This is a genomic window from Caballeronia jiangsuensis (assembly GCF_046030135.1).
In the GTDB taxonomy this organism is placed as follows: Bacteria; Pseudomonadota; Gammaproteobacteria; order Burkholderiales; family Burkholderiaceae; genus Caballeronia; species Caballeronia jiangsuensis.
Genome location: NZ_JAQQDB010000014.1, coordinates 37,775 through 59,838 on the forward strand (window position 1 = coordinate 37,775; position 22,064 = coordinate 59,838).

Below are 22,064 nucleotides of genomic sequence, written 5' to 3' on the forward strand. Positions count from 1 at the left end.
GCCTCACTTTTCCGTGGCGACTTTGTCCTGTGTGCGCGTGGTGAAGTCGGACGCGTCATGGCGCTCGTGCAACTGGGTCGATGGCTCACCGAAGGTACGGTTGACCATGCGCCCGCGCTGCACGGCGGGACGCGCGCCGATGGTGTCGGCCCAGCGTCGCACATGCCTGTATTCGTGGACGGAAAGGAACTCGGCCGCATCGTATAGCCAGCCGTTCACGAGACCGCCGTACCACGGAAAGATTGCGATATCCGCGATGGTGTACGCGTCGCCGGCGATATACGCGCTGTCCGCGAGACGCTTGTCGAGCACGTCGAGCTGACGCTTCACTTCCATCGCGAAGCGGTCGATCGGATACTCCATCTTGCTCGGCGCATAAGCATAGAAATGCCCGAAGCCGCCGCCGAGATACGGCGCGCTGCCCATCTGCCAGAAGAGCCACGAAAGGCATTCCGCGCGCTTTGCGGGGTCAGTGGGCACCAACGCGCCGAACTTTTCCGCGAGATAGAGCAGGATCGCGCCGGATTCGAATACGCGCACGGGCGTCGCGCCGCTGCGATCCACCAGCGCCGGAATCTTCGAGTTCGGATTGATGTCCACGAAGCCGCTGCCGAACTGATCGCCATCGCCGATGCGAATGAGCCACGCATCGTATTCCGCGCCGCGATGGCCGAGCGCGAGCAGCTCTTCGAGCATCACCGTGACCTTCACGCCGTTGGGCGTCGCCAGCGAATAGAGCTGCAGCGGATGACGGCCGACCGGCAACGCCTTCTCATGCGTCGGTCCGGAGATCGGCCGGTTGATACTGGCAAAACGTCCGCCGCTTTCCTTGGTCCAGGTCCACACGGCCGGCGGCACGTACTCGGGCAATGCGCTCATGCTTCACGCTCCTCGTTGCAAATTCGATTGAATTCGCCCGAGGTTAGCAGTTCGACGGCAAACGTGCTCAACCGCGCCTGGTACGATCAGCGCGTATCGCGGCATGACGCAGCGTCATCGGCCTGCTTCGCGCTTTTCCTGTTCTTCGACGGTGAGTATGGCTTCGGGCATCGCGTCGAGGCGCGCTTTTGAAATGGGCACGCCGCTTTCGTCCGAGAGACCGTAAGTGCCGTCCGCGATCTTCGCCAATGCACGCTCGATATCGCCGATGCGCCCGTCGTTCACGTCGCGCAATGCCTGATTCGCGATGTCCTGCTCCATGCGCTGGGCATCGTCCTCATACTCTTCGGCTTCGGAACCGCGCTCTTCCTGCAACCGACGCTCGGCCGCTATGCCGCCTTCCTCGTTGCCGAGCAATTCGCGTTTCAGCGTTAGCAGACGCTCGCGTTGTTTCGCGATGAAGTCGTCGCTTAAGCCGCTTTGTTGACTGGCCATGTTCATGCTCCATGAAAGAAATGACTGGAAGCGAAGGCGGCCGACAGCGCCGCCTTCGCTTCATGCAGGCGATCAGCTTTCGCTCTTCGCGGATTCCTTCTTGCCTTCGGCCTTCGTCGCGCTTTTCTTCGCGGCGGGTCTGGCTTTCTTTTCCTTTTCCTTTTCCTTCGATTGCGCCGGGGCTTCGACCTTGGTGAACGCGACCTTGTCGGTTTCATTGTCGAAGCTCACATCGACCGTATCGCCTGACTTCAGCTTGTCGCCGAGAATCTCCTTCGCGAGATGCGTTTCCAGTTCCTGACGAATCTGGCGTTTCAGTTCGCGTGCGCCGAACTCGGGCCGATAACCCACATCGGCGAGATGATCGATAACCGGCTCCTGAACCTTGAGCGTAATGTCCTGCGCCGCGGCGGTGCGCTTGACGCGATCGATCTGAATCTGCACGATCGAGCGGATGTTCTCGCGCGAAAGCCCATGAAACACGATGATTTCATCGATACGGTTCAGGAACTCCGGACGGAAGTGGCCTTTGAGCACGTCCATCAGCTTCGCGCGCATGGCCTTCTCCGAGTCGCGTTCCTTGTCGCTCTTCTCGAGGTTATCCATGATGACGGATGCGCCGAGATTGCTCGTCGCGATGATGATCGTGCTGCTGAAATCGACCACGCGACCTTTGCCATCGGTGAGGCGGCCATCGTCGAAAACCTGTAGCAGCACGTTGTTCACGTCGGGATGCGCCTTTTCGATTTCATCGAGCAGGATCACGCTGTACGGACGGCGGCGCACGCGTTCGGTCAACTGACCGCCCTCGTCATAACCGACATATCCCGGCGGCGCGCCGATGAGTCTCGCCACCGCATGCCGCTCCATATACTCCGACATGTCGATGCGAATCACCGCCTGTTCGTCGCCGAACACGGTTTCCGCGAGCGCCTTCGCGAGTTCGGTCTTGCCGACGCCGGTCGGGCCGAGAAAGAGGAACGTCGCGATCGGCCGGTTCATCTGACCCATGCCCGCGCGCGAGAGACGCACTGCATCGCTGACGGCGACAACGGCTTCGTCCTGTCCGACGACGCGCTCGCGCAGCTTGTTCTCCATGTCGAGCAGCTTCTGACGCTCTTCCTGCGTGAGCTCGGTGACGGGAATGCCCGTGAGACGCGACACGACTTCCGCGACCGATGCGACCGTCACTTCGAGCGTCTCCGATCCGGTCTTGCGCTGCCACGCTTCGGTCAGTTCATCGAGCTTCGCCTGCTTCTCGTTGATGCGTTCCTCGAAGCCCTTCGCCTGATCGAAGCGCTTGCGCGACGACGCGTAATCCTGCTCGCGCTTCAATTGCGCGATTTCCGCTTCGAGTTCCTGAATCTCGGGCGGACGCGACTTCGAACGGATGCGCACCCGCGCCGCCGCCTGATCGATAAGATCGATAGCCTTGTCCGGCAGATAACGCGAAGTGATGTATCGATCCGATAACTCCGCCGCCGCGACGAACGCATCGTCGGCGAAAGTCACCTGATGATGTGCTTCGAGCTTGTCGCGCAAGCCGCGCAGGATGACGATGGTCTGCTCGACCGTCGGCTCGGGCACGAGCACCGGCTGAAAGCGCCGTTCCAGCGCCGCGTCCTTCTCGATGTACTTTTGATACTCGTTGAGCGTGGTCGCGCCGATCAGGCTCAGCTCGCCGCGTGCGAGCGCGGGCTTCAGCACGTTTGCGATATCCAGTCCGCCTTCGCCGCCGCCCTGACCCGCGCCGACGATCGTATGCAGCTCGTCGATGAACACGATCAACTCATCCTGCTTCGCGGAAATCTCGTCGATGAGCTGCTTGGCGCGCTCTTCGAATTCACCGCGATACTTCGCGCCCGCGACCATCGAATTGATGTTGATCTCGACGAGCCGCTTGTTGCGCAGATCCTCGGGCACGTCGTCATTGACGATGCGCTGCGCGAGTCCTTCGACGATCGCCGTCTTGCCGACGCCCGGCTCGCCGATCAGGACCGGGTTGTTCTTCTTGCGCCGCGCGAGCACTTCGATCGTGCTCTCGATTTCCTGCGCGCGCCCGAGCACAGGATCGAGCTTGCCTTGCCGCGCCATCGCGGTGAGATCGCGGCCGAACTTGTCGAGTGTCGGCGTGCCGGTAGGTGTATCGACGCGCCCGTCTTCCGCGCCCTTGCCGACGACTTTCACCACCTTCTGGCGCAAGGCCTCGGACGTGACGCCGTATTTCTTCAGGAGCGTTCCCGCGATGCTGTCGGGCACGGAAGCGAGACCGATCAGCACATGCTCGGGACCGACATAAGAATGACCGAGTTCGCGTGACGCCTGAAATGCGTACTGGAACGCCTTCTTGAGACGCGGCGAGATCGTCATCTTCTCGACCGGCGCGTCGGGCTCCGCCTTGCCTTTCTGCGCGTGCTCGTCGATATAGCGCTTGATGTCGTCGGGCGACAGCTTCAACTCCTTGAACAGCGCCTGAACGACGTCGGTATCGGCGAGTACGTACAGCACCTGTTCGGTGTCGAGTTCGGTCTTCTGCAGTTCGTGTGCTTTTTCCGCGGCACGCTGCAGCAGTTCCATCGTCTGCTCGCTGAAGGCATCGGTGACATCGACGGAATCGCGCGGCACCGAGGCCACCATGTCTTCTTCGTCGTTCTCATCGCCGGCATCGGGCATACCGCCCATCAGGCGCGACAGCCCACCGCCGCCCAACAGCGAATCGAACGGGTTCAGCATGCTTTGATGCCGCATCAACTGGCGGTAGTCGTATTCGCAGATCGACATCGACTTGCGTTGGCCGTTCTGCACGACGGTCACTTGTGCGACCGCGGGCCGGGCATGACAAATTTCGCAAAGGGCAGCCATGATCGTTATCTCCATGTTCAGGACGGTCGATGCCCGGCCCGAACGATCACGCGCCCTACGATGCAATCGTCAACTCAGGCCGCACCACCGCCAGATGAGCAGTGCATTCCCCTCATAGGTTTTCTTATCGGCAATTCTTCTGATGCGGCTACTCGCCAGCCGCGATGGAAACGGAAGCCTCGCTCGTCAACATCAGAAACGTGAGCGTTTCGCGCAGATAGAGCTGTACGGCTGTGTCGGTATGGCTCGTATAGCCGATCGACAAATCCTGTCCGATATGCAGTTCGTAGTCGCCGCCGCGCGTGGACAGCACGCAGCCGCCCTGAAGCGCGGGCGCCCATACGAGATCGCCGCTCACGATGCGCTTGATGTGCTGGATGACCGGATAGCCCTGATCGCTCGCTTCGGCGAGCGCGGTATAGGCATCTGCGCCGAGCAGCACGGAGTAGGGACCATCGACGCCGGCTAGGCGCAGCTTTTCCAGCGCCTGGCTGATCGCGGCGGGATAGTCGGCGACGTCGGCGGGCAGAAACGTGGGCGCGTTCGAACTGCCTTCGCGAATGCCGGTGATGCCGGCGGCCGCGAAGCCGTCGAAGATCGCGCTGTCCTCGGCGAGCGCGAGTTCGTTCGCGGCGGTTTTGGCGGGCTGCCAGTCGCCGTCGTTCGAGCCGCGCTCCACGCTGTCGATGGCTTCACGTTGCAGCGTGAACGGCACCGTGAGCTGCACGAGCTGCTTCACGTCGTACAGGTTCGCCAGGACGCCTTGCTTCGGCGCTGCGATCTTCGTCTGATGTCCCGTGCCGATACCCGACAGCGCGACGCCGCCGGGACTCTTCACGTCGACGACACGGCGGCCCGCAAGCGCGCGCTTGAAGGTGCGGGCGACTTCCGCTTCGATCTGCGACCATGCGGCGCCGGAGATCGGCGCAAGCTCTCGATGCAGGTTATTCATCTTGTGACGTTCCTTTGAGTGAGCCGATGTTCAATGTGCCTTCGCTTTCGTTCTCTTGCTGGCTATCGCCGATGGAAGCCGGCGCGGCGTTCGGGTTCCGGTCGGGCAGCTCGTCGAGCAGATCGTTGGACGGCACGAAGAAGAGGCCGCCCGTTACCGCGCGGCTGTAGTCGAGCAGCCGGTCGTAGTTGCCCGGCGGCCTGCCGACGAACATGTTCTCCATCATCTGCTCGATCGGCGCGGGCGTGCGCGCATAGCCGATGAAATACGTGCCGAACTCCTTCGCGCCCGGACGGCCGAAAGCCATGTTGTGCCGGAGGATCTTCACTTCCTTGCCGTTATCGTCGATCGTCGTGAGCGAACTGTGCGAACAGGAAGGCTTGATCGATTCGTCGAGCTCGACATCGGATAACTTTTCGCGCCCGATGATCTTCTCCTGCTGTTCGACGGTGAGGCCGTTCCACGCATCCAGGTTATGCAGATACTTCTGCACGATCACATAGCTGCCGCCCGCGAAATCCGGATCTTCTTCATCGATGATCGTGTAGTGCGCGGCGCTCTTGCCGCTCGGATTTTCGGTGCCGTCGACGAAGCCCACCATGTCGCGCAGATCGAAATAGCGAAAGCCATGCACTTCATCGACGACCGTGACCGCATCGCCGAGCTTGTTGAGCATCTGCGATGCGAGCTCGAAGCACAGGTCCATGTGATCGGCGCGGATATGCAGAAGCATGTCGCCGGGCGTGGCGATCGCGCGGCGATCGCCCTGGCCGAACTCGCGAAACGGATGCAGGGAAGCGGGGCGCGGTGCGCCGAAGAGCCGATCCCACGCATCGGCGCCGAAGCCGCATACGCAGGACAAGTTTGCTGTGGGCGCACGAGTGCCGACCGCGCGGACCAGCGCCGCGATGTCGCCGCACCATGAGCGCACGACATCGGCTTTGTCTTCGCCGTGCGCCACGGTTGCGACGATGAAGATCGCGCTTCGGGAAATCGGATTACAGACTGCTTGTGGTTCGGGTGTGTTGTTGGGCATCTGAAGAGTTCGATTGCATGAAGCGGTTGATCGAATCGATCGACACATCACGGCGAATGCCCGCGCGTTTCAAAAGCGGCGCGCGAATGATCCCCGTGATATTCCGGGCGCGTTCCGGAAGCGACGAAATGGTCTATTTACCGGGCGTGAACGTGTGTCCGGAAAGTCGTTCCGTTTCGGTGGTGAACCACGTTTGCGCGTGCCGGCGTGTTGCAACCCAGGAATGATTGGCGTGATCGGTGAGATGTTGCGTGATCACGCGCCGCGCCCGTTCGATGCCGTCGCGTATCGCCTCGTCCTGGGTGCGCCATTCCGGCTGAACGGTTTCGGGGCAGGGAGCGAGCGCGGCTTTGCCATCGCGATTCACGGAGAGGTCGGCCACCCATGCGCCGCGTTCATTGCGTCGCGTCGCGACCGAGATGTCGAATCCCGCATAAACGTCAAAGGCAGATTCCATCTGTTCCTCCGATGCGGATCAAGACTGCGATAAAGGCAACCCGAAGATTCATAGGATTATATTGCTGATGTATTCCACGCGCTTTGAGCGCAAGCAGTGGACTGACGATACACCAACTCGATGCAATGAATACTCCGGAACGCACGGTTTTGTAACATGACGGCGAGCGCGATGCCGTGATCCATATCATCCTTATCGACTGACAGGAGCGACTGTGAAACTGACCGACTTCGACACGCTGACCTTCGACTGCTACGGCACGCTGATCGACTGGGAAACAGGGATTTTCGAGGCGCTGCGCCCGTTACTGGATCGCGTCGAGCCGGCATTGACGCGCGATCAGGTTCTGGAGGCGCATGCGCGTCACGAGTCATCGCAGCAGAAGTACACGCCGGGCAAGCGCTATCAGGAGCTTCTGGCTATCGTCTATAAGCGGCTTGCTGAAGAATGGGGCGTGTCCTTCACGCAGGACGATTGCATCGCTTATGGCCGCTCGATTCGCGATTGGCCGGCTTTCCCGGATTCCGCGGATGCGCTCCGGTATCTGAAGCAGCATTACAAGCTCGTGATTCTGTCGAATGTCGACAACGAGAGCTTTGCCCATAGCAATGCAAGGCTACAGGTGGAATTCGACGCGATCATGACGGCGGAAGATGTCGGATCGTACAAGCCTTCGCCGCGCAATTTCGAATACATGCTGGAAAAGCTGGGCGAGCGCGGTATCCGGAAAGAAACCATTCTGCATACCGCCGAAAGCCTTTTCCACGATCACAAGCCTGCGAATGGATTCGGCCTCGCATCGTGCTGGATCTATCGCCGTCATTCGCAGCCCGGTTTCGGCGCGACGATGGACCCGGGCGCTCAGCCGAACATCGACTTCCGATTCAACAGCATGGCGGAATTGGCGAACGCGCATCGCGAGGCGTTGCTCGATAAATAGCTTGCGTGTCGGACCGAATTAGATCGGATGACTAACTATCGGCATGATGCAACTAACCGTCAATGTTTTATGCCGCCTTTCCCAGCTTCGCCATCGATTAATTGCCGTCAGTCGAAGTCCACCATGCTGCCGCGCCGCAGTTCGTCCAGCCGTCGAATCTGCGCGGGCATGATCCGCCCCAGCGACAGTGATGGAAGGCGATCGAGATCGAAGAATGCGACGGCATCGGTTTCCGCGCCGATCACGTCGCCCGCTCGCACGATCTCACCGAGGAAAACGAGCTTCCAGATATGAAATACCGACGGCGGATGAGGATGCTTCGCCGTATCCCAGGCCGCGAGCAGGCGAACGATCTCGACCGTATAGCCGCTTTCCTCGCGCGCTTCCTTGGCGGCGTTCTCGGCGGGTGAGAGCCCCACGTCGGCCCAGCCGCCGGGAAGCGACCACAGTCCATCGGCGGCCTCGCGCACGAGCAGGATCTGTCCGGCGTCGTTGAACACGGCGCATCGGACGTCGAGTTTCGGGTTCGCATAGCCTGACTCGAACGCGAAGAGTTCGGCCACCTTGCCTGTTTCCATCGAGGCGATATCGGCGATTTGCGCATGAGCGATCGCCGCTATTTCCTCGTAACGCTCCTTGTCGAAGACGCCGGTCGTGTAGTGGAGTCCTGTTTGCGCGAGTGCGAGCAGGCGGCGAGCCTGTTCGAGTCGTCGACTGGATGATGGGTTATCGGCTTGCATGATGGCGCTCACTCCTCGGTCTCGATGTATGACTGCGCCGCGATCAGCAGCCAGTGTTCGAATGTTCGCAGCAGCGGAGAGTTCTGCTTGCGCTCGGGATAGACGAGGTAATAGCCCTTGTCGCTCGGCAAGGACAACTCGAAAGGCCGCACCAGTTCGTGAGCGCGAAGCTCATGCGCGACCAGGAACCTCGGCACCAGTGCGATGCCAAGACCCGCTTTCGCCGCTTCGACGAGCATCGAGAACAGCTCGTATCGCTGACCCTTCATGCTGTCGACGTCATGCACGGCCGCCTGAGCCAGCCATTGCCGCCACGCATCCGGACGCGCCGACTGATGCAGCAACGTGAAGCCGGCGACGTCCCGCGGCGCGAGCTTCGCTCTGCCCGCAAGCAATCGCGGGCTGCACACGGCGGTGATCTCCTCTCCGAACAGATACTTCGCGACCGAACCGGGCCACACCGGATCGCCGAAATGAATCGCGGCATCGAACGGCGTGTCCTTGAACAGAAACGGCGCGGCTCGCGTAGTCAGATTCACGACGATGTCATCGTGCGCCGCATAGAACTCGGGAAGCCTCGGAATCAGCCAGCGCGTGGCGAATGTCGGGATGACCGCGAGTTCGAAAATGCCGCCCGCGCTACGGTGCGCCATCGCGGCCAGCGTGTCGCGTTCGAGGCGCTCCAGGTTCTCGCGCACGCGCTTCGCGTAGATCTCGCCCGCTTCGGTGAGACTGATTCTTCGCTTGAAGCGGTTGAAAAGCGGCGTCCCGAGATATTCCTCCAGGCTCGCGACCTGACGGCCCACCGCACTCTGTGTCAGCGACAGCTCTTCGGCCGTGCGAGTGAAGCTCAGATGTCGGGCTGCCGCCTCGAAGGCGATCAAAGCATCGATGCTCGGTATCTTGCGTCTCACACATCCTTCCCGTTACGCACAACGTTGAGTATTTATTTCGTTTGCAGGCCATTAATGGTGCCATGAGAATCGATCCGACATCACCGCTTTATGAACCGGACGTTCTTATCCAAAACATGAACCACTCTATCGACGACGACGCATTTTCTTTCCAGGCTTTCCTGAAAGGTCATTTTCCCACGTCGAAGCATGTCATCGACAAGGCGCGCAGTTCGTCATATTCGAAGCTGCTGGAAGGACCCGTTGCGATCATGGCCGGCAATGTCCCGGAGCGCGCGGACGCCAATTCGGCCGCCATTCTGGGCTACAACTGAACGAGAGGGCAGCCGATGCATCGGATCGTAATCGTAGGGGGCGGCGCGGGCGGTCTCGAACTCGCCACCCGGCTCGGCAACCGGTTAGGCAAGCCGGGACGCGCGCACGTGACACTGGTCGATCGTTGCGCCGTGCATGTGTGGAAGCCGCTATTGCATGAAGTCGCCGCCGGCAGCCTCGATACTCACGCGCACGAAATTGCCTATGCGGCCCACGCTCACTGGAACGGCTTCACGTTCGTGCATGGCGAGATGACCGCGCTTGACCGCGCGAGCCGTTCCGTGAAGATCGGTCCGATGTTCGAATCGGACGACAGCGATGCCGAAGTGCTGCCGCCTCGTGGCCTCGAATACGATACCCTGGTGCTCGCCCTCGGCAGCCGGACGCATTTCTTCGGCGTGCCGGGCGCGGAAGAACATGCCATCGCGCTGGATACGCTCGAACAGGCGGAGCGCTTGCGCAAGCGTCTGCTTCAGGTGTGCCTCAGAAAGCGCGCGCACGGCACGACGGAAACGAACGAGGCGGTGGACATCGCCATCATCGGCGGGGGCGCGACGGGCGTCGAGCTCGCGGCGGAACTCAGGCGCATGGAGCACACGTTGAAGCAGTTCAGGCTGCTCTCCGAAAGCCCTCGCGCGGCCATGCGCATCTCGCTGCTGGAACGAGGCGATCGCGTGTTGCCCGCGCTTGCGCAAAGGGTGTCCGATACCACGCGCGACACGCTCGAAAAGATGAACATCGCGGTGAAGGTATCGACATCCGTGACGAGCGTGCGGCCGGAAAGCGTCGAGGTTGCAGGCGGCGTATCGATTCCCGCCGACATCACGATCTGGGCCGCCGGCATCAGGGCGCCGGGCGTTCTGGCATCGCTCGACGGCATCGCCGTGAATCACATCAACCAGGTCAAGGTCACGCCTTCGCTGCAGAGCGAAACCGACGCGAACATCTTCGCGCTGGGCGATTGCGCGAGTTGCGCGTGGACGGCGGACGTACTCGTGCCGCCGAGAGCCCAGGCCGCGCACCAGCAAGCGATGTTCTTATGCAAGGCGCTCGGCGCGCGCATCGAAGGGCGCGCGATAGGTGCGTTCATGTACAAGGATCACGGTTCGCTCGTGTCGCTGGGTTCGCCGACAGCAGTAGGCAGCGTGGCCGGCATCACCAGCACCGGGAAGTTCTTCGTTGAAGGATTCATGGCGAAGCTGATGTACGCGGCGCTTTATCGAAAGCATCTCGTTGCCGTATCGGGCTTGCGCCGGACGGTCTTCGGACTCGCGGCGCATGGACTCGGACGCCTGCTCGCGCCGCGGGTCAAGCTGCATTGACTGGCTTCATCGCTGTGTCGATTCGAGCATGGACAACTTGCGCTTCAGACGATCGATGCGTTGCGCGAGTGGCAACGCCAGGGTCGGCCCTCTGAGCGAATCGATGCGCGCATGCCAGTACGCGAACGGGAACGTGCCGTCGGAAGCCTGTTCGACGACGCGCTCGAGATGCAGCAGGTCTCTTTCGATGATGAATTGAAGCATGACTGAGGCGCACGAACGCGTTCGGGTGGAAGGCGTTATACAGCAACCGCCGTGCCAACGCATGCTGTCCGTGCGCCGCCCGATCCGTCGGCACGGATAGAGGCGAAAAAGCGGTCAGTCGCGTCCGCGCGAACGAGCCGATGTGGACGATTCCGTCCAGTTCACCCGGCGCGAACGCGTCGGTCCGTGAGCATGGGCGAGCCCGATTCCTCGCGAAGTTCGGCGAGCAGATCCATCGCGGCATCCACGCGCGGCGTTGAACCTGGAACGAGCGTGCGCAACGCACGTTCGAGCGTATCGATGCCGTCCTCGATGCGCCCCGATGCACGCAGCAACCCGGCGAGATGGCGCGCGGCGTCCACGCGCGCGGGCACGGAACCGAGCGCGAGCGCCGTCGAAAGCGCCGTGCGCAATCCCGATTCCGCGGCGCTCAGATCGCCGAGCGCCCATTGAGCACGCGCCTGAATGACGAGCAGTTCGCCCATATAGACGCGCTCCTGGCGCGCCAATGTCTCTTCGATCGCGCCGGCGAGCATGGCCTTGCAATCCGCGGCGCGGCCCGCGCGCAAGAGCAGTTCGCCGTGCTGCCAAGCTTTGAACGAGAAGAACAGCGCGCCGCCGTTGCTCATCATGTGGTTGTCGAAGCCATCCAGCATGACGGCTTCGGCTTCATCGATGCGGTCAAGCGACGCGACGTAACAGCCGCGCAGCACCTGTCCCACGCCGCGATAAAACGCGAAGCCGTGTCTGATCGAGACGCCTTCCAGTTCGCTCGCGAGCCGGCCGAGCCGTTCCATGTCGTCGAAGAGACACGCGAGCCACGCCGCGCCCTGCAGATTGATCGCGTGCGCGAACGCATGTCCGCCCGCGTCGGATGCGCGCTCGATCAACATGTCCATCGCGTGGCGCGCCCGATCGAAAGCGCCGGTGTGAAAGGCCGATAGCCCTTCGAACGTCAATGCCAGCGCAGCCAGATCGATGCCTTGCGAACCGGTGCGCGCATCGTGCCGTCCGATGCCGGAAAGATTGCCGCGCGCAAGGCAGGCCAGCGCTTCCTCGCTATCGCCGAGCCAGAACAGCGTGTTGGTCAGCGCGACATGCGCTTCGTCCAGCGCGACGGAATCGCCGCTGTTTTGCGCGCGTTGCAGCATGTCCTGCGCCGTCGCGCGTGCGTGCTTGAGTTGCAGCGTGGTGAGCTGTGTCGTCCAGATGCCGAACTGGATCATCGCGATTTCGCGCGCATCGCAGAGTCCTTCGCCGATCGAGAGCGCGGCCGCATAGCACGCGGTCGCTTCGGCGTGCAGCCAGCCGTGCACGCTGCGCAGGCTCATGCCAAGCAGACGATACGCATCGAACTGCAGACGCCGCACGTCCTCCTCGCCATTCGCCTGCAGCGTTTCCAGACAGCGGCGCAGAAGCGGCGTGGCTTCCGCAAAGCGGGCATCGTCGATGAGCGCATTCGCGCGCGCCAGATCGGTGCGCGCGTTCCGATGATGCTGCTCCCGCGCCTTGAGCCGACGTTCGATGGTCTTTCGCCCGACCCCGAGCAGGACGGCCGCCGCGCTCTTGTTGCCGCCGCTGCGTTCGAGCGCGCGGTCGACGAGCAGATCTTCGGCAGCCGCGAGCTTGTCGCGGCCCTCCAGTTGCAGAAGCATGTCGGCGAGATTCGCGCGCGGGATGCGCTCGGCCTTCTCGTTGGCGAGAAACGGCGCGAGTGCGTCGGCATCGATCGTCGTGCTTTCCGCGAGCACGCTCAACTGGCTGACGAGATTGCGCAACTGACGGATGTGTCCGGGCCACGGATGCGCGCAGAGCTGCCTGATCGCGGCGGCGGAGAATTCGAGCTTGCGCGGATGTTGTCCGGCGAAGTGCGTGAGCAGCGACGGAATGTCCTCGACACGCTGATCGAGGCCGGGCACGGCCAGCACGAAAACGGCGAGACGATAGTAGAGGTCTTCGCGAAAGTGCCCTTCGTTCGCGAGTTCGCGCAAATCGCGATGCGTCGCCGCGACGATACGCCCTTCGAAGCGCAGATTCGTCGACGAACCGATCGGGCGGAACGTGCGCGTTTCCAGCACGCGCAGCAGTTTCGGCTGCAATGCGAGCGGCAGTTCGCCGATTTCATCGAGCAGCAGCGTGCCTTTGCCGACTTGCTGAAAGAGGCCCTGACGCGTTTCGCCCGCGCCAGTGAATGCGCCTTTGACATGCCCGAACAATTCGGCTTCGACGAGATGCTCGGGAATCGCACCGCAATTGATATCGACGAACGGGTGATCGCGCTGCTCGCTGCCCGCGTGAACGCGGCGCGCAACCAGCTCCTTGCCGGAGCCCGTAGGCCCGAAGACGAGGACGGGATGCACGGTCGGCGCGATCCGGTCGATCATGCGCACGAGCTGCCGAAACGCCGGTGATTTGCCGATGAAACTGCCATCCGCGTCGCCGTGGACAAACGGAACGATTGGGTTACGACTCATTGCTGAGCGCTCCAGGTCAGTGATGGCGGAAACGGTCTGTGCCGCAGTTAACGGCGTTTGTCCGCGATCCTTGAGCACGCTGGAGGCAACGGCGGGCTATTTTGTTAGCGCTTCATTTTCTCGTCGTCAAGGCGGCAACAATGCCTATACTCGGAGCTAACCCCGCGCCTGTTACGGTCGGCATAATGTCAGACATCAATTAACAGTTGTAATTCGATCGGGGGCCGCAAACCATGAGCGAACAACGAGCAAAACGAGACCCGGAAGGCACGCGACGGCGCATTCTGGAAGCCGCCACCGAGCAGTTCACGAAGTTCGGCCTCGCCGGCGCGCGGGTCGACGCCATCGCCACGGCGGCGGGCACGAACGAACGCATGCTGTACTACTACTTCGCAAGCAAGGAAGGGTTGTACGTCGCCGTGCTCGAATCCATGTACGCGCAGTTCGCGGAGCGCGAGCAGCGCCTCGACCTTTCCGGCCTGCAGCCCGCTGATGCAATCCGCGAACTGGCGCAATCCATCTGGACGCATTTGCGGGAAAACCCCCAGTGGCTGAGTCTCATCAATAACGAGAATCTGCACGAAGGTCGTTATCTGGAGCGTTCGAGCCACCTGCGCGAAACCATCTCGCCGGTGGTCGACCTGCTGCGCGTCACGCTCGAACGCGGCGCGGCAGCGGGGCAGTTCCGTCAGGGCGTCGATCCGCTCGACTTCTACGTGACGCTTGTCGGCATGGGCTATTACATCGTGTCGAACCGCTACACCATCGATGTATTCGTCGGCCGCAATTACGTCGAGCAACGCCATCAGGCGTCGATTGCCGCCATGCAGCTCGACATGTTGCTCGCGTATCTGCGTCCGGCCAGCTAGGCGGCGCGCGGCTTACCTGATGAAGCCGAGCTGCGCGCTGATCCTGTCGAGAATGGGCTTCTTCTTCTCGTTGAACACGGCCTTGTTCTGCTGAATCAGGTTGTTGCCCTTCGTGTCGATGGAAATGATCAGCGGCCCGAACTCCCGCACGCGATTGATCCACAGGGTTTCCGGCATGCCGAGATCCTGCCATTCCGCGCCTTCGATCTCCTCGACGAGCGTCGCGGCCAGCACCGCGCAGCCGCCCGGAAAGATCGCGTGCACGGCCTTGTGCTCCTCGCAGCCCGCGGCCGTTTCCGGGCCCATTCCGCCTTTGCCGACGATCAGCTTCACGCCGGTCTGCCCGATGAACTCGCGCTCGAACTTCTCCATGCGCATGCTCGTCGTCGGGCCGATGGACACCATTTCGAAACTGCCGTCGTCCTTCTTGCGGACGATCGGACCCGCGTGAAAGATCGCGCCGCCTTCGAGATCGACAGGCAGTTGCCGCCCTTGTTCGATCAGCCGCCGATGCGCGACATCGCGGCACGTCACGAGGCGCCCCGTCAGATAGACGACGTCGCCGACCTTCAAATCCTCGAGATCTTCGCACTTGATGGGGGTCGTCAGAATCTTTTTCACAGCACCACTCCTTCGTGGGAAAGGACGTCGTAGGACAGGTCGGCATGGATGCGGATCTTGCCGCGCCGATGCGCCCAGCAGCCGGTATTGACAGCGACGCCGATGGTCGACGGATGCCGCGCCGACGACTCGATGTTCACGCCCATCACGCTGTTGTTGCCCTTCAGGCCTTGCGGGCCGATGCCGAGCTCGTTGAGTCCGTCCTCAAGCAGTTCTTCCATCAACGCGGCGCGCGGGTTGTCGCTCTTCGAATCGACGGGGCGCAGGATCGCCAGCTTGGAAAGGCGCGCGGCGGTCTCGACCGATGTCGAAACGCCGATACCGACCAGGAGCGGCGGGCACGCATTGACGCCGCGCTCCGTGATCACGTCCATCACGAATTCGGCCACGCCTTCATAGCCTTGTCCGGGCATCAGCACCTTGGCCGCGCCCGGCAGCGTACAGCCGCCGCCGGCCATATAGACGTCGATGGTGCAGCTATCCTTCTCCGGCACGATGCGCCAGTCGAGCCACGGAATCTGCGTGCCCGTGTTGGTGCCGGTGTTCTTTTCGTCGAAGGTTTCCACGGCGTTGTGGCGCAGCGGTCCCATCCGGGTCGCGCCCGCGGTGGCTTCGCGCAGGATTTCCTCGAGCTCGCCGAGCAGCGGAAAATTCGCGCCGGCCTCAACGAAATACTGAATCACGCCAGTGTCCTGACAACTCGGGCGATTCAGCTTGTCGGCGGCTTCCTGATTGCCGTCCATCGAGTCGTAGATCGACTTGGCGAGCGGGTTCGTTTCCATCGTGCGCAATTCCGCGAGCTTCGCCTTCACATCCCTGGGCAGACGCTTGCCGATGTAGGCGGTGAATTTGGCCATCGTGTCCGTGACGGACTGAATGGCGAGTTCCTTATCCATGTTGCATTCCTCTGACGACGTATCGTGGTGATTGGGGGAGTGGCGTCGGGTTTCAGTGCACGGCCGCGTTGCCGGGCGTGACCGGCGCTTTCTGCGTGCGGGCCAGCAAGAGCGTGAGCACGGCGGACAGCACGAGCAGGCCCGCGACGAAATAGAGCCCGCCCGCGAAGCTGCCGGTCTGATCCTTCACCCAGCCGATCATCGCCGGGCCGGCGAAGCCGCCGAGATTGCCGATCGAATTGATCGTGGCGATGCCTGTCGCGGCTGCGGCGCCGGAGAGGAACATCGTCGGCATGGTCCACAGGGGCGGCTTCGCGCAACTGATGCCGATATTCACGAGCGTCAGCGCAGCGATGAGCCCGACGACGCTGTTGGCCATCGCGGCCACCACGAGACCGATCGCCGCCGCGACACACGCCAGCACGACGTGCCAGGTGCGCTCGCCGGTGCGGTCGGAATGGCGCGACCAGAAGATCATCGCGATCACGGAGACGATCGGCGGGATCGCGTTGAGGAGGCCCGTCGTCATCGACGAAACGCCGAGCTGGCGGATGATCTGCGGCGCCCAGATGCCGAGCGTATAGAGGCCCGCCGACGTGCCGAAGTAGATCAGCGACAAGGCCAGCACTCGCGGATTCGCGAGGCCGCTGATGATGCCGTGCTTCGCGCCCGACGTGGCGCGGCTGGCGGTTTCCACGTTCATCACGTTGACGAGCCATGCGCGCTCGTCGTCCTTCAGCCATTTCGCCTTTTCGGGCTTGTCGGTCATGTAGAAGAACACGACGACGCCCAGAATGAGCGCGGGAATGGCTTCGAGAATGAACATCCATTGCCAGCCGCGCAGACCCATCACGCCGTTCATTTCGAGCAATGCGGCGGAGAGCGGCGAGCCGAGCGCCGTGGAGATCGGCGCGGCGGCCATGAAGAACGCCGTCACGCCCGCCCGGTGCCGCGCCGGGAACCAGTAGCTGAGATACAGGATGATGCCGGGGAAGAAGCCCGCTTCCGCCGCGCCGAGCAGAAAGCGTATGACGTAGAAGCTCGTCGGCCCCTGAACGAAGGCCATCATCGCGGAAATGATGCCCCACGTGACCATCACGCGGGCGATCCAAAGCCGCGCGCCGACCTTGTGAAGCACGATGTTGGAGGGCACTTCGAACATGAAGTAGCCCCAGAAGAAGATGCCCGCGCCGAAGCCGAGCATCGAGGAGGTGAAGCCGAGATCGGTCTTCATCGTGATCGACGCGAAGCCGATGTTGACGCGGTCGATATAAGCGATGAAATACAGCAGCATGATGAACGGCACGATGCGCCAGCTGATTTTGCGCAGGGTGCGTTTTTCCAGATCCATGTCCATGGAATGTCTCCTTGTTCCGACGATCAATCGAAGGTGTCAGCCGTCTTGTGCGGCTTCGTACTAGCCAGGACCAAGGTTAAAACCGATGGAATCGCGTATGAATCGAACTAAACTAAATACATCGTTGCAAAAAATTCACGAATGAACATGGACTCGGAACTGGGTTTCTTCTGCCTGCTCGTGAAACAGGGCAGTCTCGCCGCCACCGCGCGCGAACTGAATCTGACGCCGCCGGCGGTTTCGCGCCGGCTTTCGGCGATGGAAGATCGTCTCGGCGTGCGCCTGCTCAACCGCACGACGCGGCGCATCAGCCTGACGAGCGAAGGCGAGGTGTACTTCTCGAATGCGCAGCGCATCCTGAGCGACATCGACGATATGGAACAGCTCGTCTCCAGCAGCCGCGCAGCGCCGAAAGGGCTACTGCGCGTCAACGCGCCGCTGGGATTCGGGCGCTCCTATATCGGGCCATCGATTTCGGTGTTCAGTCAGCGTTTTCCCGATGTCGAAGTGCAGTTGCATCTCACCGACCGGCCCGTCAGCCTGCCCGACGAGAGCATCGACGTCTCCGTGCGGTTCGGCGAGATGCCGGATTCGCGACTCATCGCGAAGAAGATCGCGTCCAACCGGCGGCTGCTGGTTTCGTCGCCGGGTTATCTGCGTGGCGCGGGTCAGCCCGTTCATCCGCATGACCTGACGCATCATCAGTGCATCGTGCTGCGGCAGAACGATTCCGCCTATGGCAATTGGCGTCTGAGCCGTGGCGGGCGCACGGAGACGATCAAGGTGCACGGCAAGCTGAGCACCAACGACGGCGAAGTGGCGCTCAACTGGGCGCTCGAAGGCCACGGCATCTTGATGCGCGCGGAATGGGACATCGCGAAGTATCTTCGCAGCGGCCGTCTGGTGCAGGTTCTCGACGACTACGACACGCCGCCCGCCGACATCTACGCCGTTTATCCCGAACGCCTGAACCTGTCCGCGAAGGTCGCGTGCTTCGTCGATCACCTGCGCGACTATCTGGGCCAGCATGCCGACGGCCCGACGCGCGTCAGTTCGAACTGGTAGCGCCATTCGTGCATAAAACTTAATAATGCATTAAGTTTGACGCCGGTTTCCGCGCCGGGATGTGGGTAAAGTGCAGTCACACACACATCTGGAGGACGGAGACATGAAGACCTATCGCATCGCGACCATTCCCGGCGACGGCATCGGCAAGGAAGTCGTTCCCGCAGGACAGCAAGTGCTCGAAGCGCTGGCACGCAACACGCAAAATTTTGAATTCCAGTTCGAGAATTTCGACTGGGGCGCCGACTATTACCGTGAGCACGGCGTGATGATGCCCGCCGATGGCCTCGACGCGATCCGCGACAAGGACGCGATTCTGTTCGGCTCGGCGGGCGATCCGGACGTCCCCGATCACATCACGCTGTGGGGCCTGCGTCTCAAGATCTGCCAGGGATTCGACCAGTACGCCAACGTGCGCCCGACGCGCATCCTGCCGGGCATTGACGCGCCGCTCAAGCGCTGCAAGCCGGAAGACCTGAACTGGGTGATCGTGCGCGAGAATTCGGAAGGCGAGTATTCGGGCGTCGGCGGCCGCGTGCATCAGGGCCATCCGATCGAAGCCGCGACCGATGTATCGATCCTCACGCGCGCCGGTGTCGAACGCATTATGCGTTTTGCATTCAAACTCGCGCAGTCGCGTCCCCGTAAGCTGCTGACGGTCATCACGAAGAGCAACGCGCAGCGTCACGCGATGGTAATGTGGGACGAAATCGCGCTGGAAATCTCGAAGGAATTTCCGGATGTGAAGTGGGACAAGGAACTCGTCGATGCATCGACCGCGCGCATGGTCAACCGTCCCGAGACGCTGGATACGATCGTCGCGACCAATCTGCACGCCGACATTCTCAGCGACCTCGCCGCCGCGCTCGCGGGCAGCCTCGGCATCGCGCCGACGGGCAATATCGATCCGGAGCACCGTTATCCGTCGATGTTCGAACCGATCCACGGCTCCGCGTTCGACATCATGGGCAAGGGTCTGGCGAATCCGGTCGGCACGTTCTGGTCGGTCGTGATGCTGCTCGAACATCTCGGCGAATTCGACGCCGCGAAACGCGTCATGCAGGCGATCGAAGCCGTGACCTCCGACAAGTCGCTGCACACGGGCGATCTCGGCGGCAAGGCGACCACCGCGCAAGTGACCGCTGCCGTGTGCGCGCTGATCGGCACGAAAGCCGCCCACGCCGCCTGAAAGGAGCTGAAAAGCATGCGCCGCACTCGAAATGCAAAGATCGTCGCTACGCTGGGACCCGCGAGCACCAGTCGCGAAACCATCGAAGCGCTGTACAAGGCGGGCGCGGACGTGTTCCGGCTGAACTTCAGCCACGGCACGCACGAGGACCATCAACGGCGGCTCGAAATCATTCGCGCCATCGAGAAGGATGCGGGCCGGCCCATCGGCGTATTGCTCGATCTGCAGGGCCCGAAACTGCGGATCGGCACCTTTGCGAATGGCCCGGTCACGCTGGAGAAAGGCGCGTCTTTTCGGCTCGATCTCGACGCGGCGACGCCCGGCGATCTCACGCGCGTCGCGCTTCCTCACCCTGAAATCTTCGCGGCGCTCGAAGCCCGCACGAACCTCTTGCTCGACGATGGCCGCGTGCAATTGCGCGTCGAGCGCTGCGGGCCCGACTTCGCGGAAACGACGGTCATCGTCGGCGGGCCGCTTTCCGAGCGCAAGGGCGTCAATGTCCCCGATGTCGTGCTGCCGCTATCGGCGATGACGGAGAAGGATCGACGCGATCTCGAATTCGGCATGACGCTCGGCATCGACTGGCTCGCGCTGTCTTTCGTGCAGCGCGTCGAGGACATTCGCGACGTGCGAAAGATCGTCGGGGATCGCGTGGGCATCGTCGCGAAGCTGGAGAAGCCCGCCGCGATCGGCAGTCTGGATGCGATCGTCGATGAAGCCGATGCCGTGATGGTCGCGCGCGGCGATCTCGGCGTCGAGATGCCCGCGGAACAGGTGCCCGCCATTCAGAAGCGCATCGTGCGTGCGTGCCGCAAGGCCGGCAAGCCGGTGATCGTCGCCACGCAGATGCTCGAATCGATGGTAAGCGCGCCGGTGCCCACGCGCGCCGAAGCATCGGACGTCGCGACCGCCATCTACGACGGCGCGGACGCGGTGATGCTGTCGGCGGAGTCGGCGAGCGGCAAGTATCCCGTGGAAGCCGTGCGCACGATGGACCTCATCATCGCGCAGACCGAACGTGATCCGTACTACCGCGAAGTGATCGCCGCGTCGCACGCCGCGCCGCGCGCGAATACATCGGATGCGATCGGCTATGCGATGCGCCACGTGTCGGGCCTGCTCGATGCAGCCGCTACCGTCGCCTATACGTGCTCCGGTTACTCGGCGCTGCGCATGGCGCGCGAGCGGCCGGGCGCGCCGATCGTCGGCATGACGCCGCACATCGGCACGGCGCGCCGTCTCGCGCTCGTCTGGGGCGTGCATCCGGTCGTGTGCAAGGAAGTGGTCGACGTGCTCGAAGTGAGCGAGCTTGCATGCGAAACCGTGCGCGCGGAAGGCTTCGGCACGACAGGCGATACGGTCGTGATTTCAGCGGGCATGCCGTTCGGCACGCCGGGCACGACCAATCTGCTGCGCATCGCGCAGATCGAATGACCGGATGACGCAAGGCCGAGCGTAGAATCTCCGGCGCGTGGCGGCGAGCCCATTCGTCGCCTGACCGGAGACGGATGGCTCATGGAAATCAAGTGGATCGAGGATTTCATCGCGCTCGCCCGCTATCAAAGCTTTTCGCGCGCGGCGGAGTTTCGCAACGTCACGCAGTCCGGATTCAGCAGGCGCATCCAGTCGCTCGAACAATGGGTCGGTGCCGATCTCGTCGATCGCAGCGGCTTTCCGCCGACGCTCACACCCGCAGGGCAACTCTTTCGCGACGCGGCCGAAGACATTCTCGACAAGCTCTTCGATACGCGCGCGATCATCCGCACCGAGCAGCGCATCGCGGGCAAGAGTCTGCAGATCGCAGCGGGCCATACCATCGCGCTCAACTTCTTGCCCGCGTGGCTGCGAACGCTGGCGAAGCATGTGGGCGAAGTGCGCGCGCGGGTGATTCCGGCGAACGTCCACGATTCGATTCTCATGCTCGTCAACGGCAATTGCGAGCTGATGTTCGCCTATCATCATCCGCAGTTGCCGCTGCATCTCGATCCGCAGAAGTACGAGTACGTGACCGTCGGCGTCGATACATTCATGCCGGTCTGCAAGCCCAATCAAAGGCTCGCGCCCACGCACCGCCTGCCCGGCGCGAAAGATCGTCCGATGCCGTATATCGCGTACACGGACACGAGTTACTTCGGACGCTGCTTCGCGTTGTTGATGGCGCAATCGAAAGCATCGCCCGCTTTACGTCTGCATTACGAGTCCGACATGGCCGAAGTCGTGAAGAAGCTCGTTCTCGAAGGCGAGGGCGTCGCGTGGCTGCCGAAGAGTTCTATCGCCGCCGAACTGGATGCCGGCGAACTCGTGGCCGCCGGCCAGTCCGAATGGCAACTGGCGCTGGAGTTGCGCGTGTATCGCGACCTCGCCAATCGCAGCGAATTGCTCGACACGCTCTGGCGTCATCTTCGCGCGTCGTTCGGACCTGCCGAGTAGTCTTCTTCGACGCTATGCGAAAATTGCATAGCCATATGCAGCACTAG

The 22,064-nt window shown here is 62.2% G+C and carries 21 protein-coding genes; 8 read left to right on the top strand and 13 right to left on the bottom strand.

The window, feature by feature from the left end; translation table 11 throughout:
- Positions 1-3: 3 nt before the first annotated feature.
- The 6 genes from yghU to PQR08_RS16595 all read right to left on the bottom strand — a co-directional run bounded on the left by yghU (position 4) and on the right by PQR08_RS16595 (position 6,681).
- Positions 4-879: a glutathione-dependent disulfide-bond oxidoreductase gene (gene yghU / locus PQR08_RS16570; protein ID WP_250486616.1), complete on the bottom strand. Its 876-nt coding sequence runs from the start codon at positions 877-879 to the stop codon at positions 4-6.
- 114 nt (positions 880-993) lie between these two features.
- A complete protein-coding gene (locus PQR08_RS16575) occupies positions 994-1,374 on the bottom strand; it encodes a TraR/DksA family transcriptional regulator (RefSeq protein ID WP_250486617.1) in 381 nt (126 codons plus the stop codon).
- A 72-nt stretch (positions 1,375-1,446) separates the two neighbouring features.
- Positions 1,447-4,236, bottom strand: a complete 2,790-nt coding sequence (locus PQR08_RS16580) for an ATP-dependent Clp protease ATP-binding subunit (RefSeq protein ID WP_250486618.1) — start codon at positions 4,234-4,236, stop codon at positions 1,447-1,449.
- Between the two features lie 148 nt (positions 4,237-4,384).
- A complete protein-coding gene (locus PQR08_RS16585; protein WP_187606788.1) occupies positions 4,385-5,188 on the bottom strand; it encodes a family 1 encapsulin nanocompartment shell protein in 804 nt (267 codons plus the stop codon).
- Positions 5,181-6,224, bottom strand: coding sequence for a Dyp-type peroxidase (locus tag PQR08_RS16590; RefSeq protein ID WP_250486619.1), 1,044 nt, complete (start codon positions 6,222-6,224; stop codon positions 5,181-5,183). The genes PQR08_RS16585 and PQR08_RS16590 overlap by 8 nt, the downstream gene beginning before the upstream one ends.
- A 133-nt stretch (positions 6,225-6,357) precedes the next feature.
- Complete coding sequence (locus PQR08_RS16595; RefSeq protein WP_250486620.1) at positions 6,358-6,681, bottom strand: DUF6566 family protein; 324 nt, start codon at positions 6,679-6,681, stop codon at positions 6,358-6,360.
- Between the two features lie 214 nt (positions 6,682-6,895).
- Here PQR08_RS16595 and PQR08_RS16600 point away from each other — a divergent pair, with 214 nt between their 5' ends.
- A complete protein-coding gene (locus tag PQR08_RS16600; RefSeq protein ID WP_250486621.1) occupies positions 6,896-7,621 on the top strand; it encodes a haloacid dehalogenase type II in 726 nt (241 codons plus the stop codon).
- Between the two features lie 107 nt (positions 7,622-7,728).
- On the opposite strand, the gene PQR08_RS16605 is transcribed toward PQR08_RS16600, so the two are convergent.
- Both PQR08_RS16605 and PQR08_RS16610 read right to left on the bottom strand, forming a co-directional pair.
- Positions 7,729-8,361, bottom strand: a complete 633-nt coding sequence (locus PQR08_RS16605) for an NUDIX hydrolase (RefSeq protein WP_187606784.1) — start codon at positions 8,359-8,361, stop codon at positions 7,729-7,731.
- Positions 8,362-8,369: 8 nt separating this feature from the next.
- Positions 8,370-9,275, bottom strand: a complete 906-nt coding sequence (locus PQR08_RS16610; RefSeq protein ID WP_250486622.1) for a LysR substrate-binding domain-containing protein — start codon at positions 9,273-9,275, stop codon at positions 8,370-8,372.
- A 62-nt stretch (positions 9,276-9,337) separates the two neighbouring features.
- Here PQR08_RS16610 and PQR08_RS16615 point away from each other — a divergent pair, with 62 nt between their 5' ends.
- Complete coding sequence (locus tag PQR08_RS16615) at positions 9,338-9,589, top strand: hypothetical protein (RefSeq protein WP_187606782.1); 252 nt, start codon at positions 9,338-9,340, stop codon at positions 9,587-9,589.
- A gap of 15 nt (positions 9,590-9,604) precedes the next feature.
- The gene (locus PQR08_RS16620; RefSeq protein WP_250486623.1) at positions 9,605-10,912 is read left to right on the top strand and encodes an NAD(P)/FAD-dependent oxidoreductase; all 1,308 of its coding nucleotides are present in this window, start codon (positions 9,605-9,607) and stop codon (positions 10,910-10,912) included.
- A 6-nt stretch (positions 10,913-10,918) separates the two neighbouring features.
- Here the strand turns inward: PQR08_RS16620 and PQR08_RS16625 are convergent, their stop codons facing one another.
- Together PQR08_RS16625 and PQR08_RS16630 are read right to left on the bottom strand one after the other, a co-directional pair.
- The gene (locus PQR08_RS16625) at positions 10,919-11,116 is read right to left on the bottom strand and encodes a hypothetical protein (protein WP_238212234.1); all 198 of its coding nucleotides are present in this window, start codon (positions 11,114-11,116) and stop codon (positions 10,919-10,921) included.
- A gap of 161 nt (positions 11,117-11,277) precedes the next feature.
- Positions 11,278-13,590, bottom strand: a complete 2,313-nt coding sequence (locus PQR08_RS16630; RefSeq protein ID WP_250486624.1) for a sigma-54-dependent transcriptional regulator — start codon at positions 13,588-13,590, stop codon at positions 11,278-11,280.
- Between the two features lie 233 nt (positions 13,591-13,823).
- On the opposite strand from PQR08_RS16630, the gene PQR08_RS16635 reads away from it, so the two are divergent.
- Positions 13,824-14,459: a TetR/AcrR family transcriptional regulator gene (locus PQR08_RS16635; protein WP_187606778.1), complete on the top strand. Its 636-nt coding sequence runs from the start codon at positions 13,824-13,826 to the stop codon at positions 14,457-14,459.
- Between the two features lie 12 nt (positions 14,460-14,471).
- On the opposite strand, the gene ttdB is transcribed toward PQR08_RS16635, so the two are convergent.
- From ttdB to PQR08_RS16650, 3 genes are read right to left on the bottom strand one after another with little or no spacing between them, the layout of a single operon-like run.
- Entirely contained in the window at positions 14,472-15,080 is a 609-nt protein-coding gene (gene ttdB, locus PQR08_RS16640; protein WP_250486625.1) for a L(+)-tartrate dehydratase subunit beta, read from the bottom strand.
- A complete protein-coding gene (gene ttdA, locus PQR08_RS16645) occupies positions 15,077-15,976 on the bottom strand; it encodes a L(+)-tartrate dehydratase subunit alpha (protein WP_238292354.1) in 900 nt (299 codons plus the stop codon). The genes ttdB and ttdA overlap by 4 nt, the downstream gene beginning before the upstream one ends.
- A gap of 52 nt (positions 15,977-16,028) precedes the next feature.
- A complete protein-coding gene (locus PQR08_RS16650; protein WP_250486626.1) occupies positions 16,029-17,333 on the bottom strand; it encodes an MFS transporter in 1,305 nt (434 codons plus the stop codon).
- A 141-nt stretch (positions 17,334-17,474) separates the two neighbouring features.
- On the opposite strand from PQR08_RS16650, the gene PQR08_RS16655 reads away from it, so the two are divergent.
- From PQR08_RS16655 to PQR08_RS16670, 4 genes are all read left to right on the top strand, one after another.
- A complete protein-coding gene (locus PQR08_RS16655; RefSeq protein WP_250486627.1) occupies positions 17,475-18,398 on the top strand; it encodes a LysR family transcriptional regulator in 924 nt (307 codons plus the stop codon).
- A 103-nt stretch (positions 18,399-18,501) separates the two neighbouring features.
- A complete protein-coding gene (locus tag PQR08_RS16660; protein WP_035500507.1) occupies positions 18,502-19,587 on the top strand; it encodes a tartrate dehydrogenase in 1,086 nt (361 codons plus the stop codon).
- 15 nt (positions 19,588-19,602) lie between these two features.
- The gene (gene pyk / locus PQR08_RS16665; protein WP_250486628.1) at positions 19,603-21,021 is read left to right on the top strand and encodes a pyruvate kinase; all 1,419 of its coding nucleotides are present in this window, start codon (positions 19,603-19,605) and stop codon (positions 21,019-21,021) included.
- 81 nt (positions 21,022-21,102) lie between these two features.
- Complete coding sequence (locus tag PQR08_RS16670; protein ID WP_250486629.1) at positions 21,103-22,017, top strand: LysR substrate-binding domain-containing protein; 915 nt, start codon at positions 21,103-21,105, stop codon at positions 22,015-22,017.
- Positions 22,018-22,064 lie beyond the last annotated feature (47 nt).

Excerpts from the sequence above, each read along its gene's own strand:
- PQR08_RS16625 (WP_238212234.1), bottom strand. The coding sequence starts at position 11,116 with ATGCTTCAATTCATCATCGAAAGAGACCTGCTGCATCTCGAGCGCGTC.
- PQR08_RS16595 (WP_250486620.1), bottom strand. The coding sequence starts at position 6,681 with ATGGAATCTGCCTTTGACGTTTATGCGGGATTCGACATCTCGGTCGCG.
- PQR08_RS16655 (WP_250486627.1), top strand. The coding sequence starts at position 17,475 with ATGAACATGGACTCGGAACTGGGTTTCTTCTGCCTGCTCGTGAAACAG.
- PQR08_RS16575 (WP_250486617.1), bottom strand. The coding sequence starts at position 1,374 with ATGGCCAGTCAACAAAGCGGCTTAAGCGACGACTTCATCGCGAAACAA.
- PQR08_RS16580 (WP_250486618.1), bottom strand. The coding sequence starts at position 4,236 with ATGGCTGCCCTTTGCGAAATTTGTCATGCCCGGCCCGCGGTCGCACAA.
- PQR08_RS16660 (WP_035500507.1), top strand. The coding sequence starts at position 18,502 with ATGAAGACCTATCGCATCGCGACCATTCCCGGCGACGGCATCGGCAAG.
- PQR08_RS16670 (WP_250486629.1), top strand. The coding sequence starts at position 21,103 with ATGGAAATCAAGTGGATCGAGGATTTCATCGCGCTCGCCCGCTATCAA.
- PQR08_RS16650 (WP_250486626.1), bottom strand. The coding sequence starts at position 17,333 with ATGGACATGGATCTGGAAAAACGCACCCTGCGCAAAATCAGCTGGCGC.
- PQR08_RS16605 (WP_187606784.1), bottom strand. The coding sequence starts at position 8,361 with ATGCAAGCCGATAACCCATCATCCAGTCGACGACTCGAACAGGCTCGC.
- PQR08_RS16590 (WP_250486619.1), bottom strand. The coding sequence starts at position 6,224 with ATGCCCAACAACACACCCGAACCACAAGCAGTCTGTAATCCGATTTCC.
- PQR08_RS16620 (WP_250486623.1), top strand. The coding sequence starts at position 9,605 with ATGCATCGGATCGTAATCGTAGGGGGCGGCGCGGGCGGTCTCGAACTC.
- ttdA (WP_238292354.1), bottom strand. The coding sequence starts at position 15,976 with ATGGATAAGGAACTCGCCATTCAGTCCGTCACGGACACGATGGCCAAA.
- pyk (WP_250486628.1), top strand. The coding sequence starts at position 19,603 with ATGCGCCGCACTCGAAATGCAAAGATCGTCGCTACGCTGGGACCCGCG.
- PQR08_RS16630 (WP_250486624.1), bottom strand. The coding sequence starts at position 13,590 with ATGAGTCGTAACCCAATCGTTCCGTTTGTCCACGGCGACGCGGATGGC.
- yghU (WP_250486616.1), bottom strand. The coding sequence starts at position 879 with ATGAGCGCATTGCCCGAGTACGTGCCGCCGGCCGTGTGGACCTGGACC.
- PQR08_RS16585 (WP_187606788.1), bottom strand. The coding sequence starts at position 5,188 with ATGAATAACCTGCATCGAGAGCTTGCGCCGATCTCCGGCGCCGCATGG.
- PQR08_RS16615 (WP_187606782.1), top strand. The coding sequence starts at position 9,338 with ATGAGAATCGATCCGACATCACCGCTTTATGAACCGGACGTTCTTATC.
- PQR08_RS16635 (WP_187606778.1), top strand. The coding sequence starts at position 13,824 with ATGAGCGAACAACGAGCAAAACGAGACCCGGAAGGCACGCGACGGCGC.